Origin of the sequence: uncultured Gimesia sp. (assembly GCF_937910335.1) — a bacterium.
Lineage (GTDB): Bacteria > Planctomycetota > Planctomycetia > Planctomycetales > Planctomycetaceae > Gimesia.
Genome location: NZ_CALEMX010000463.1, coordinates 1 through 13,393, shown reverse-complemented (window position 1 = coordinate 13,393; position 13,393 = coordinate 1). Strand labels below are relative to the sequence as shown.

At 49.0% G+C, this 13,393-nt stretch carries 8 protein-coding genes; 5 read left to right on the top strand and 3 right to left on the bottom strand.

The features are described 5' to 3' along the window. Positions 1 to 177 precede the first annotated feature (177 nt). On the bottom strand, positions 178 to 1,275 hold the full coding sequence (locus Q0668_RS18410; protein ID WP_298867299.1) for a cellulase family glycosylhydrolase: 1,098 nt from the start codon (positions 1,273 to 1,275) through the stop codon (positions 178 to 180). A 205-nt stretch (positions 1,276 to 1,480) separates the two neighbouring features. Between Q0668_RS18410 and Q0668_RS18405 the strand changes: the two genes are divergently transcribed. Then, complete coding sequence (locus tag Q0668_RS18405) at positions 1,481 to 2,695, top strand: exo-alpha-sialidase (RefSeq protein ID WP_298867298.1); 1,215 nt, start codon at positions 1,481 to 1,483, stop codon at positions 2,693 to 2,695. A gap of 11 nt (positions 2,696 to 2,706) precedes the next feature. Here Q0668_RS18405 and Q0668_RS18400 read toward each other — a convergent pair whose 3' ends face one another. After that, positions 2,707 to 4,116: a hypothetical protein gene (locus tag Q0668_RS18400; RefSeq protein ID WP_298867297.1), complete on the bottom strand. Its 1,410-nt coding sequence runs from the start codon at positions 4,114 to 4,116 to the stop codon at positions 2,707 to 2,709. 155 nt (positions 4,117 to 4,271) lie between these two features. On the opposite strand from Q0668_RS18400, the gene Q0668_RS18395 reads away from it, so the two are divergent. The 4 genes from Q0668_RS18395 to Q0668_RS18380 all read left to right on the top strand — a co-directional run bounded on the left by Q0668_RS18395 (position 4,272) and on the right by Q0668_RS18380 (position 9,110). Then, the gene (locus Q0668_RS18395) at positions 4,272 to 5,492 is read left to right on the top strand and encodes a hypothetical protein (protein ID WP_298867296.1); all 1,221 of its coding nucleotides are present in this window, start codon (positions 4,272 to 4,274) and stop codon (positions 5,490 to 5,492) included. 38 nt (positions 5,493 to 5,530) lie between these two features. Further along, positions 5,531 to 6,961, top strand: coding sequence for a hypothetical protein (locus tag Q0668_RS18390; RefSeq protein WP_298867295.1), 1,431 nt, complete (start codon positions 5,531 to 5,533; stop codon positions 6,959 to 6,961). Positions 6,962 to 7,305: 344 nt separating this feature from the next. Next, complete coding sequence (locus tag Q0668_RS18385; protein WP_298867293.1) at positions 7,306 to 8,145, top strand: hypothetical protein; 840 nt, start codon at positions 7,306 to 7,308, stop codon at positions 8,143 to 8,145. A 101-nt stretch (positions 8,146 to 8,246) separates the two neighbouring features. Next, positions 8,247 to 9,110 (top strand): hypothetical protein, encoded by an 864-nt coding sequence (locus tag Q0668_RS18380; protein ID WP_298867291.1) that lies wholly within the window; start codon positions 8,247 to 8,249, stop codon positions 9,108 to 9,110. 78 nt (positions 9,111 to 9,188) lie between these two features. On the opposite strand, the gene Q0668_RS18375 is transcribed toward Q0668_RS18380, so the two are convergent. Continuing rightward, a complete protein-coding gene (locus tag Q0668_RS18375) occupies positions 9,189 to 13,052 on the bottom strand; it encodes a PVC-type heme-binding CxxCH protein (protein WP_298867289.1) in 3,864 nt (1,287 codons plus the stop codon). Positions 13,053 to 13,393: the final 341 nt, after the last annotated feature.

Genomic DNA, 13,393 nt, shown 5'->3' with positions numbered 1-13,393 from the left:
CGGATTTCCGTAGTGTACCACAATTGGTTTCCGCATCGGGTAGTTTACCTTTGGTGGGGCGCTGGCAATATCGGGTGAGTAATGATTCCCAACTTGCGAATATGCCTTTGCCCGCGAAATTTGGTACGGTGACGGATATTGTATTCAAGCCTTGATTTCGCTTGGCCGCTACTCGCGTCATGGTTGTGCTTTAAATTGTGGACCATTTTTCAGGAAAAACTCCAGCCAGCCGGCAGTGATGGCATCGCCGATGGTTTTACCTGCTTTGTATTCGTCAATGGTTTTGCCCCAGTAAAAACCGATCCAGCCATCAGCGTGTTGTTTTGATTTCAGGAAAAACTCTTCAAATTCTTTCGGCGAACTTTTTAGTGGGAACGTTTCTTCAATCACCAGTGGTTTTCCGATATCAAATCCTTTGAGTGTTTTCAGCGCGGCATCGACTTTTCCTTTGACGGGATAGAGGTGTACAGAGATAAAATCCAAATGTTGACTGACTTTTTCGGGGACAAATCCTGACTGAAGTCCGCGGCGTTCCAGGCTCCAGGGAACCAGTCCTACCGTAATCAAATGCCGTTGGTCCTGTTTGCGGATTGCTTCTACTAGCATTTTTATCCAGGCGGCTGCAATCTCGGGGCGCGAACGTTCATCTGGTTCAAGGGTAATGCGCTGCACAAAATGCTTTCCGCCAAAACCAGGGCCTAGCCAGTCGGTGCCTTTTTTCTTGCCTCCATGAACGACGGGCTCATTCATGAGGTCATAACAAAAAATTGCAGGGCTGTGCGCACACTGTCTGGCGATTGCTTCCCAGAAATGGGCTTGTGCCTGCCAGCGTTCGGAATCACTCAACTGGTCATACCATGCCGGCACATCCTGTTTGTGATAGCAACCCAGGCCCGTCAGATTGAGGTACAAGCCTGTGTCTTCCGCGAGTTTCAATACCTCTCCCAACTTCTTTAATGCTGCGGCGCGAGGTTGATCAGCTGTTGACATGAATTTGCCGAACTGAAGATGAATTCGGACGACATTCGCGCCTAGCTGTTTCATCTCGGCAAAGTCCTCTTCAATGGCTTTCCAATCGGTGTTCCAATAATCTTCCAAGAGCTGGCCGCCTCTATCATGGTCGTAGTTGAAACCCCATGGCACAAACTTCTTTTGTGATTTTGACGTTACGAATGATTTGCCATCTGGGCTGATTTGAATCCATTCCAGTTCGCCAGCCGTCAGGAGACTGGTAGAAGTGAAACACAAGATCGCAATCAATGAACACATTCGCATTTGTCTGAACCTTAAAGAGGAGAGGTACGAGTGGCGAGCGGCGGTTGAATTCACTTGCCTGCTATCATTTTAGAATCAAGTTTGTGCTGATTGCAATCCTGAGCGAGCGGAGTCTTTGTCAACATTATTCGCTCTGGTATTGAGACTGGTGGTAAATCTGCTTATCGTAAAGAGATACTCCTTTGTTATTCAAGAAGAGGCTCTCATGAAAAATCTGTTTTCTGTTTGCGTTGCCATTAGTTTACTGGTATCCGGAATTAATTCTGTAACAGCCGAGGATGAAGCAAATTCGCTGACGTATGAGGTGGATTTGCGAACCGTTACCGAAGGCTTTGATGGCAAGACCTGCTGGGTTCAGGCGCGGACGGGTGCCATTCCCCAAACAGGAAATTTTCCCGCGACGATTGTGCTGACGATGCAAAAATTGTTACTGAGCGGTTCCGACGTGTTTTATGCACTGAATGAAATGCGGACATCCGATGGAGAAAACTGGATCGGCCCGATCGAACATTCGACGTTAGGTCGTCGTCGTCTGTCGAAGACGCGGGAGATTGCAGTTTGCGATTTTACGCCCGGTTGGCATGCGATGACAAAAAAGCTGCTGGGAACGGGGCATTCGGTGCGTTATGAAAATAACAAAGTGATGCATGTTCGCAAACGGAGCGTGGCTTATTCTGTTTATCATCAAAAAGATCATAGCTGGTCGGAATGGGCTGCGATGGCCATGCCAGATTTACCTGAATTCGAAAATTGCGGTGCCGGTTCGGCGCAACGCGTGGATCTGGAAGATGGCACGATTCTGTTGCCCGTCTACTTCAAAACGAAAACAGCAAGGCAATACAGTTCGACTGTTGTGTTATGCGAGTTTGATGGTGAAAAGCTGACCTATAAAAAGCACGGCAGCGCGCATACGATTCCCGTCAAGCGTGGTTTGTATGAACCTTCGCTGACGAAGTTTCAGAAGAAATATTATCTCACAATGCGAAATGATGAAAAAGGGCATGTTTCCGTCAGTGACGATGGTTTGAACTATTCCCAACCGATCGTCTGGAAATTCGATGATGGGCGTGAGCTCGGCAACTATAACACTCAGCAACACTGGGTAACTCACAGCGATACACTATTTTTAGTTTACACGCGCCGGGGTGCGAATAACGATCATGTGTTCCGTCATCGGGCACCTTTGTTTATGGCGCAAGTCGATCCAAAAACATTGCGTGTGATTCGTAAGACCGAACGGGTTATCGTTCCGGAAAAAGGTGCCCGCATGGGAAACTTTGCCGTGGTTAAGGTCAGCCCTTACGAATCCTGGGTGACGGTTGCCGAATGGATGCAACCCGTGGGTATTGAAAAGTATGGCAGTAACAACCGCATTTATACTGCCCGGATCAAGTGGTCGCGGCTTTCGAAATCAGAGTAAGATCCAGCGCCTCATTCTTTTTCGGTGAGCTCTTGCAGCGTTTGTATTAATACTTCTTCCACTTCGGGAGCGGTGCGAGAGACGCGGCTGGTTTCGTAACCTCCCTGTGTATAGGCAATTTTGGTTCCGATGTAGCCGGGTCCCTGATCGCCATACGCGGCCATGCAGACGAAATCACCGGGTGCCATTTTCTGAGCCGCCAGTTGATATTCTACGAATAGTTCTCCCGGCATATGAATTACCTGCGCCGGGCCAATTTTGAGACGTGTGATATCGATTGTTTGTCCCGCTTGTGTCCGCTGCAGATAGATCAGGTCGCGTGATGCGCGAATTCGATCGGTGCGTCGTGCTTTGGGGTTTTTTAGAATGGTGGTTAGTTTTTCCTGATCCAGCGTATCTCTCAGTGGAAGTAGAACCGGTTTTGCTTTCCAGCTTACGTCATCTGCTGTGACCGACTTTTTTTCTGTGGATTCCCAGGCTTGTTTCATCCCGGCGGCTAAGCGCTTTGCCAGCAGCGGACGGTTTTTGGGGTCGCCGTTATTGTATTTTCCCGCACCAATATTTCCACCAGCGCCATTAAAGTGAGCATGAAAAACACCTGGGAGTTTTTTCTCACGAATTGACCGTGCCAGTCCGACTGTGTCACAGCTGACGCCTCCTTTGCCGTAATAACTTTGTGGGTGCGTAGCATAATAACTGAGCACGGCCAGTGGCTGATCTTTGTTCCATAGACTGAGTACGCGGACATAAGGATCAATGGTTCCTTCAGGAGCCGCGATCGCCTTGGGGTTTCGAGACGAACTAAAACGTACGATTTTGACTTTACCATTCAGGCCCAGGATACGTCGATTCGAGGCAAACTGTTCGACTTTGCCTTTTCCCATGCCCACGTGTGTCACGACTTTGGACGTTTGAAGACTCTTTTTTGCTGCCGCAATGGTGCGCTGCATGACGTCTTCCAGATATGCTTCGTCATACATCAACCCCTTCAGGTCATTTTGTTTCAGCAGCGCATTTGCTGAGGTATCAACTCCCGGCGAATCGTGTTGATGTAAACAGTGAACGGCACAATGATCGGCAGTGGTGCCGAGGGCTTCAGCGAGTCTCTTTTTCCAGACATCCTGTGCGCCGTTATTGGCGCCTACCCAGTCGAGTGCGAGCATGACAATTGGTTTTTTGGCTCCTAGAATGATAATGCCCCGCGCACTCAAGGGGTCAACGATTTTTTTGGCGGGTGCAATATGTCCGTAACAGAGTGGGCTGCCAATGGGTGGTGTAATGTCGCATTCGAAGGTGGCAATATGCAAAGGGTTCGCCTTGGTCGTTCCCGCGGCCTGACTGGCCATCATGGGGCAGATCACGCTGAACAGAAAAACGAAACCAGAGAGTAAGTTGATGAAATATTTTCGGTGGAAAGACATCAGTCGGACTTTCATGAGAAAGAGTGCGTGAGGATAGTTCTGGCTGGAATGACATAGTATAACAGATTTTCGGTCTATGACTTCAAGTCTGTTTTGACACTTGATACAGAAAAACCGATTCCTGACGAGATTGCTCTGTTATTGATGGATCAAAGATGCGACGTTTATTTCTGGGTAATTATGATTTCGAACATCAATTGGCGAAAGAAGTTTATGGCGCCTCCGGGGGCGCGACTTCGGCTCTGAATGCAAGTCTGACCAGTAGCTGGATGGGGTTGGCTGAGGAGGGTGATATGATATATCTTCCCGGAAACGTTCCCGCTAATTGCCTATCAGACTTCACCGCTGCCGGCTTTCCGCGGGTGGAATTTACGAATCAATGGCCCGATCGAAAACAGGCCTCGGAAATGCAGTTGGTTCCGTGGGGCTGGTCAGACGCGGTTTCACAAATTGCGGCTTCAAAAGGATTTCAAAGCGAAGCACCAGATCGAGGTGCCGTCCAAACTGTGAATGCGCGTACGTTTTCATTTCAACTGGAACAGGAGTGGGGGCTGGCATTGCCGGGCAGTGCTTGCGTGAAAAGTCTGGCGGAACTGGAATTGGCAGTGGGCGATTTGCAGGACGTTCAAGGTGTGCAGGAAATCGAATGGGTGATCAAAGCCAACTTCAGTATGTCGGCCCGCGAACGAATGCGCGGGCAGGGGTCTTTGTTGACGAATCAAATCAGAGGCTGGGCAGAGAAACGGCTTTCACAGGGACAGCCACTCTTTTGGGAGCCCTGGGTGAATCGAACGGCCGAGGTTGGGGTCCAGTTTGAAATTCCCAGAGAGGGTGATCCTCTGTTGATAGGAATCGCGCCGCTGTTGTGTGATGAACGGGGACAATATCGGGGCAGTCGGATAGTCGTTGATGAAAGTACGGAAAAAGAGTGGCAGCCGGCGATCGAAGTGGGGCATCAAGTAGCGAGACGAGCGCAAGCGGCGGGTTACTTCGGTCCGCTGGGTATTGACGCGATGCAGTATTCGGATGCGCTAGGAGAATTGCAGTGGCGGGCAATTCAAGATGTGAATGCCCGTTATACGATGGGGCGGCTGGCATTGGGCTTTTCGCGATTTTTGAAGCCCGATCATGTAGCGAGCTGGTTACATTTCCCTTGGAAAGAGTCGTATGGTATCCCGTTTTCAAAGTGGTTAAGATGTATGTCGGAGCAAGGAACATTCGAAGCAGACTTGATATCCACATCACCTGATCAAATTGACGGGCAAACATTGCCTCTGGCCAATGTATTGTTGAAAGCCAATACAGTAGATCAATTATGTCAGAGGGAAGCAGATCTGATGCGGGCGGTTTCTGAACTGACAGAGGCTGCTTGCTGAGGTGAGCATGTATCTCAGAAGAGAATAAATCACACAGCATGACCGAACCACGGGACCCTCAACTTCAACCATCGCGACGCAGTTGGCCTCGTCGATTACTCAATCGAATGGAAGTCAACCGGGCTGTTTTTTATGCGCTGATGAACCGGTGCTGGCAGTTTTTGACCGGTCCGATCACGATGCTCCTGATCGTCGCTTTATTTTCCAGTGAGCTGCAGGGTTACTATTACACGTTTGGTGCGTTGATCGCGCTGCAGGCATTTGTCGAAATGGGCATGCAAGTCGTCACCGTGTATCTGACCAGTCATGAGTGGCATAAGCTGGAACTGGATGCACGCGGGTACCTGATTGGAGAGGTGTCGGCGTTATCTCGATTAAGAAGTTTGGCTGCGCTCGTATTAAAATGGTACGCGATTGCGGGAACACTGTTTGTCGTGGCGATTGGGTTTGCAGGCTATTATTTCTTTTTGTCACAACCAGAGACGGATGTGATCTGGCGTGCTCCCTGGATTTGCATCGTTGGATTGACGGCCCTCAATTTGATGGCGGCTCCCTGTATTTCATTACTGGATGGCTGCAATCAGATGTCAGTGACGAATCGGTATCGCGCCATGCAGGGTGTGATGGGCACGCTGGTGGTCTGTGGTGCCATTTTCTCTGGCGCTGGTTTATGGGCGTGTGTGGCAGGGTCTGCTGTGCGACTGTTTTGGGAACTGTGGTTGATAGCTGTCCGCTATCGACGTTTTTTTGCGACACTACTGAAACCGCAACCGGGGCCTCAGGTGAACTGGTCAGAAGAAGTCTGGCCTCTGCAGTGGAAGCTGGCGGTGCAAGCGATGGCCGCCTACTTCACGAGCGCTTTTGTGATTCCTTTGATGTTTGAATATCAGGGGGCAGAAATCGCCGGTCAGTTGGGGCTGACCTGGACCGCGTTGATGACGTTGCAAATGGCCGCCAATTCCTGGATGCTGGCACGGGCTCCCCTGTTCGGCACATTAGTGTCTCAAAACGAGATCACTGAATTGAACCGAGTATTTCGTCGTCTGTTTCAGGTTTCGTCGGTCGTACTGCTTACGGGGGGCGCTCTCTTTTGTCTGGTGGTCTGGTTATTGCAGTTGATAAAAGGTGTTGAATTACCTGTCGCATGGAACAGTTTTGAACCAGCGTTGAGTCTCATTCAGAAAGTGCAGGCCCGAATTCTGCCGCTTTATCCAACGGTTTTGCTCACGCTGGCTTTATTTCCGATTCATATCGCACAGTGTGTGATGGCTTATATCCGTCCTTTCAAACAGGAGCCGTTTCTGGTTTTGAATACCATCTACCAGTTGCTGACCGGGCTTCTGGTCTGGTACTTCGGGAAAACTTATGGTCCGGTTGGCGCGGGCTGGGGATTTCTGATCGTGGGCTATCTGTTGTCCATTCCCGGATTTCTGTTGATTCTCAAGCGGTTTGTCGCTCGGATGAACTAACTTATGGTTCGACATTGATTCGTTGATCTGCTGTTAATTTTGATCGGGGTCAGAAAAAAAGTTGACACATTGAGTTGGGCCCTTTAACATCAAGGCATATCCATCATTTCATTCTTTTTCACGCTGATGTTCTCAAGCTTATTTTTATTTCATTTCGCAAGCCCGTTTTTTCGGGAAACAGAGTTCGCGTATTCGAGAGCATTCATTCCATTTCTACTTTCTCTCTACTGTCAGTGAAAAAGACAATTTCTTTATGAAGCGCGATCCAATTTTTCATCTTAGAATGAACTGATTGGGTGCTTTGTTGCGTAATCTCGAACTTTCCTGATGAATAGGATTCGATCATGAGTTGGATACTGAGGAAAAAATACGTTGTTGCAATGATGGGATGTCTGGCAACAGGCTGGTTGGTGATGGTGGTGAACGCGGAAGATCGGCAGAGCGCCAAGAAGCCACAATTTAGTCAACCGATTGCCAAAAGTCCTGCAGAGAAAGCAAAACCTGGGGTCATTCTGCAGGAGAAGGATGATAAACAGTATTTCTTACCTGCATTAACGCAGTTCGAGAAACATTTTCAGGAGAAGCTCAATGAAACGATCGATGAAGAATATATTGATACGCCTTTAGAAGACGTGATCAAGCATTTTCAGGAATCTCTGGGATTGAGTTTCGTCGTTTCACGCAAAGCTCTGGATGAAGAAGGGATCTCGCTGGAAGATCCGATTACCATTTCCCTTCCCAAGATATCTAATCAATCGGCACTGGATCTCATCCTGAAACCATTAGATTTGACTTATGTGGTAGAGCGGGATTTCGTTCTGATTACCACGAAATATAATGCGCAGGAAATGTTGAAAACGCGAGTCTACCCGGTAGGAGACTATTGCAAAACTCCCGATGACTATTTGGCTCTCGAACTGGCAATTAAAAATGCCAGTGTGGGAAAATGGCGATACCCGAAAACGAATGCTGGCGGCGGCGGTACCGGTGGTGGTTTCTTTCAAGTTTCCCCTCAGGCCATCAGGATGCAGGCCCCTCCTCCTGTTTATGCAGAAGGAAACGGCGGCACCATCTCTGTGGTGCTTCCAAGTAAGTCGCTGGTGATCAGCCAGACCTATCAGGCTCACGAAAAGATTGTTGAATTATTAAACCAGCTCCGGCAGGCACGCTACTATGAATTATGACTTTTATCGACGTGCGATGAAAGTTCGTTTGGATGATGTCGATGTCAATGAAAAAATGAAACACAGAAACACAGAAACAGGAGCCGACGATGGAAACTAAAATGAGAATCAGAAATGGAAGTTACGGATTTGTGGTTGTTGCTGTTTGTGTATTGACTGCAGGTTGGTTTGCGGCGAATTCTCACGCAGAAGAGAAATCGGCAGCCAGCGTCGGGGAAGTGAAAAAAACAGTCGCCGTCAAGCATGCCAAACAATTGTTTTACCCGGCACTCACCGAGCGCGAAGAAAAAATACAGAGTGCTCTGCAATCAGACACAGAGGCGAATTTTCCTGATATACCTCTGGAAGAAGTCGTGACTTATTTGACGGAGTTACATAATGTACCGATTTTCATTCAGAAAAAAGATTTGGAAAATATTGGTATTACTCAAGATGAACCGATTGAAATTACTCTCAGTAATCTTTCTTTAAAAAATGCACTGCTGCAAATTTTGGATCCCATTGACCTGACTTATGTCGTGGATCGGGAAATGATTCTGATTACATCTAAAGACAAAGCGGCTGAAATGATGAAAACTCGCGTCTACCCGGTGGGGGATTTCTGCCAGTCTCCCGAAGATTACGCGGGATTGGAACAGGCCATCATCAATGCCAGTCTGGGAAAGTGGAGAGCCCAGAAAAATCCATTTTCTACGAGTAACACACGTCCGGCTGGCGGTGGTCAAGGTATGTTTAAAGTTCCCAATAAGAGAGGGGCAAGTGGAGGAGGTGGCGGCTTGGGTGGCGGCTTGGGTGGTGGCTTGGGTGGTGGCTTAGGTCAGCAGGGATATGAACAGGGGACCGGCGGAACGATTTCCATTGTCGCTCAAAGTAAGTCTCTAGTGATCAGTCAGACTTATCACGCGCACGAAGCCATCGCGGAATTGTTGACGCAACTCAGACAGGCCCGCGTCGCTCAACCGTAGAAAACGGTCAGCAATATTCACAATTTGATTTGAAAACAGGCTGGCCGATTTCGGATCGACCAGCCTGTGATTAGAGACTTATTTTCCGCGATTAGGTGTGCGGCTCATGATGTAAGAAAAAAGGTCTTTGACCTGTTGGTCTGTTAAGTTTTTGGTAAGACCGTCGGGCATGAGTGATTGGTCGAGGGCTTTGAGTTCTTCGATCTCCTCTTTGTTGATCAGGATCGCCTGGCCTTTGACGTCTTTTAATGTCAACGTTTTAGTGGTCTGTTCGTCAATCAGGCCAGTGACGGTTCGGCCATCGTCGGTTACGACGAGGAAGTTGGTGAATTCTTCTCGAATGGCGGCACTCGGATCGACAACCGCCAACAGCATGAAATTCAGATTATCGCGTTCGTAACCGGTCAGTTTGGGGCCTGCTTTGCCTCCTTCATCGAACAGTGTATGGCAGACGGCACACGATTTGGTAAACAAGGCTTTGCCGGAAGTCAAATCGCCGCCGCCTGATTTAACAAGCTTCGCGACGCGTTTCATTTCCTGCTGTTTTTCTGCTGGTGAGGTTCCTCGAATTTTGCCCCAATGTTTTTTGATGCCGGCTTTGATTTCCGGATCATCGTGCAGTGCCATTTGCTGTACGACATCCAGTGGAACCGTATTGGCTTTGATGCGCCAGGCATTGATTTCATTCAGGAATTGTTTACTCCATGCTTTGCGGCTGGCCAACACGCGTTGTGCGGTGCTGCGGACATCATGTTCGTCTAGCAGTGTGCTGTGATAACGACCTAGAATGCTTTTTCCGATCGAGGGGTTATTGAAATTCATCAACGCCTGTAGTGCGACTCGTTTTAAGGAGTGTGTATCTGCACCGCTGGATGACAGAATGGCTGTGAGCGGTCCCACGGCTTGCTTTGTTTTGAGTTGACCTAGAATTTCAATGTACGTTAAACGCGTCGGTCGGTCGGCGTTTTTGTCGGCGATGATTTTGAGAGCGCGACTCGTGGCTGCTTTGTCTCCCAGACGTAATGCCAGTGCGAGATCAGATTCGCCGAGTGTCTTCTGATATTCTGCCAGGCCTTTGCTCAGTTCTGCGGGAAGGTTATCAATTTTCTGGCCGCGGAATGCTTCCAGCATTCCCACCATCAGTTTTTGTTTATGTTCTGCTGAAGGAGCCAGCTTGAGCAGTTTGGCACACATCGCATAATTCTCATCGCCGCCGGCCATCGCATAGCGTTGCATGATGCGTTCCAGGATATAGTTCTTGACCATTTTGACCTGCCAGAAATCGGGTTTGGAGAATAATCGGAGAACCACATCACGGTCGGAGGTGGCTTTGCTTTCAATGGCCCACCATAACAGCAGCGGAATATGCAGATCTTCGAGGTCTTCTTCGCGCTGCAAAAGTTGAGCGGTGATCGCGAGCCCTGCTTCTGCAGGGAAGCGCTTGGCAGAAGAAGCCAGCTGTGAACGCACTTCGGCATACGGTTCGGTTTTGGCTTGTTCAATCAGAGTTTGAGCGAGCTTGTTCGTCATCTGGTGTGAATCGCCGAGCAGCCGGATGGTCCAGCGGCGGATGTGTTGATCGCGGTGCCCTAACAGTTCGAGTGCCAGATTTACATCGAAGGCGCCGAGTTGGTTTAACGCCCAGAGTGCTTCCAGCGCACGGTCATCGTTTTCACTTTTCACAATTTTCAGCAGGGACGGAACCATTGATTGATCGCCGCGCTCGCCGATGACCTGCACCGCTTTCTGCCGGAACCATTTGTTGGTGTGTCCCAGTGTTGTCAGCAGTTCCTCGTTGCTTTGCTTCGAGAGGTCAAACGGTTTGAGTGGTTTGAAATTGTTTGGTTTCAAACGATAAATGCGTCCGCTGGTTTTGTGCCAGTTGTCGCGTGGGTCAACGTGCGTCAGGCGGCTGTCGTACCAGTCGGCCAGATAAACGCAGCCATCAGGGCCGACTTTAATATCAACGGGGCGGAACCAGCGATCCTGCGTTAATACAATTGGGGGCATATCTTCGGTTCGATACGTGGATGTATCGGGAATCAGTTGGCTGGCCATTACGCGGTTGTGTAGTGAATTCGCAGCGAAGACGGCACCATTATATTTTGCAGGGAAGGTTCCCCCTTCGTAGATGGAAAAGGTCTGGCTGAAACGTTCCATATAACCTTTATGTCGCATGTGTTCGTAATAGCCGAAGGCGTACGAGTTGGTTAGCGGACCGTGTTTGCCCCAGTTCTTTTTGGCGTACCCGCCTTGCGCGTAATGCATGCCGCGTGTACTGCCGTTATTGGTTCCGGAAAAGACGCGGCCTTTGGAATCGATTTCGACGCTGAATGTATTGCCGCCCCCTTCTGCATAGATTTCGAAGATTTTACTCTCGGGATGATAACGCCAGATGTTTTGCCCTTTGAAGTGCAAGGCTTTGGTGACTTCAGAACTGACGGTGCCCGTGGTCGTACTACCATTTGCGCCATAGAGCCAACCATCGGGGCCCCATTTGATACTGTTGGCAACCGAGTGTGTGTCTTCCAGTCCGAAACCGGAAAGATGCACTTCGGGATCGGCGTCGGGAATGTCATCGCCATTGGCATCGGGATAAAACAGGAGATAGGGTGGATTCAAGACCCAGATGCCTCCCTTGCCTACGGTGACGGCGGAGACAATATTCAGGCCGGTAATGACATCTTTGACTTTATCGAATGAACCATCGCCGTTGGTATCTTCGAGTACCGAAATTTTGTCGGCCCCTTTGAAGTGGTTTGGTGGCGGCGGTGGAACTTTATCGAAGACGGCTCGTAAATACTGATCATACTTGATGACCTTTAAGCCAGCGGGAAACGGGTATTGCAGATATTGCACGACCCACATCCGACCGCGATGATCAAAACTCATATAGAGTGGCTGCATGACTTCTGGCTCAGACGCGATACTTTCCATCTCGAAATCTTGATGCACCTGAAACAGTTTGACTGCTTCTTCGGGCGGGGTAGGGTCAGATTCATCGCCGACTTCCCCGCGGCCTTTGAACGATTTCATGACTTTATCGACTTCGGCATTGGCGGCGATATCTTTTTTGAATCGATCGCGTGTCATTTTACCGGCGACGTCGACTTGAGGTGGAGTTTGTTTCAGGCACCAGTAGACGGCGTTGACCAATGTGTGAGTAAAGGTGATACTTTTGAAATCGCCGAGGTGTCCTAGTGATGTGTAGAAAACGCGTGATTTTTTATAGGTATTCGTCCAGGCTACTGGCATCTGTACCGGTTGTCCGTCAACGCGGGCCAAGCCTCGCAGTAAGATTTTAGTGGAACGTTTCAGATTGATACTTTTATACATGGAACCTTTGCTGCGGAAATATTTATTGCGAACGGTCGCCATGATCGGATCCTGTTCGGCCCGCAATTGTGTGGTGACGTCGGTGGGAGTTTTATTGTTGAAGTCGCCTGCATATTCGGCGCCTAGAACTTCTTTATCGAAATCTTTCCACTCAAGATAACCGTCAGCCGGCTGACCTTTACTGAGTGAGAACCCGTGGCTCGTAGTTCGCAATGCCATCAAAGGTTTACCGGAATCGAGGTACTCTCGAATCAGTTTCATCTGCGCGGCCGGCAATGTTTTTCGGCGAACGCTTAGAAACAGGAGGTCGGCTTGTTTGATGAGATCCAAGCCGGGAAAGGAATTGGGATCTTTCTGATCGGGGTAGATAAACTGTGTACGGAATCCCAAAGGCTGCAAATGCGCTTTGGCAAAAGCGGGTAAGCTTTCTGCTGTTTTGTAACCTTCTTCGCCAATCATGAATACGATTAATGGTTGGTCGGCGGGTGTAGCGGCCTGCTTTTTAGACTGTTTTTCCTGACCTGACAGCGAGAAACAAGTCAGTCCACAGAAACTGAAAAACGCAAATAGACAAAACGTGTGCTTCAGAAAACCTCTGTTGAGCATGGTGGAATTCTTCTTGATCACTAAAACTAAAGGAAACTAATTAAAGGCTGATTTCTCATCATAACAGCCTGATTATGGCTCTGTCACCCGACAATCGTGAGTTTTATGAAGAAGATCCGGGGTTGAGATCTTGTAAGAAACGGCGGTGAGAATAATTTGTAAGTCATAGAGAGAGAATGTTTTATGTGACTTACTCTGGGGATTCTGGTTTTGGATGTGGCTTCGTTGCGGCTGCTTTACCGGGCGCACGATGCACGACCAGAGTGCCTGAACGAAACGCAATCGGCAGATTCCAGGGGTACTGTGTTTGCAACTGCTTCGGGAATGCGGGGGGATAGCTA

Excerpts from the sequence above, each read along its gene's own strand:
- Q0668_RS18410 (WP_298867299.1), bottom strand. The coding sequence starts at position 1,275 with ATGCGAATGTGTTCATTGATTGCGATCTTGTGTTTCACTTCTACCAGT.
- Q0668_RS18400 (WP_298867297.1), bottom strand. The coding sequence starts at position 4,116 with ATGTCTTTCCACCGAAAATATTTCATCAACTTACTCTCTGGTTTCGTT.
- Q0668_RS18405 (WP_298867298.1), top strand. The coding sequence starts at position 1,481 with ATGAAAAATCTGTTTTCTGTTTGCGTTGCCATTAGTTTACTGGTATCC.
- Q0668_RS18395 (WP_298867296.1), top strand. The coding sequence starts at position 4,272 with ATGCGACGTTTATTTCTGGGTAATTATGATTTCGAACATCAATTGGCG.
- Q0668_RS18390 (WP_298867295.1), top strand. The coding sequence starts at position 5,531 with ATGACCGAACCACGGGACCCTCAACTTCAACCATCGCGACGCAGTTGG.
- Q0668_RS18385 (WP_298867293.1), top strand. The coding sequence starts at position 7,306 with ATGAGTTGGATACTGAGGAAAAAATACGTTGTTGCAATGATGGGATGT.
- Q0668_RS18380 (WP_298867291.1), top strand. The coding sequence starts at position 8,247 with ATGAGAATCAGAAATGGAAGTTACGGATTTGTGGTTGTTGCTGTTTGT.
- Q0668_RS18375 (WP_298867289.1), bottom strand. The coding sequence starts at position 13,052 with ATGCTCAACAGAGGTTTTCTGAAGCACACGTTTTGTCTATTTGCGTTT.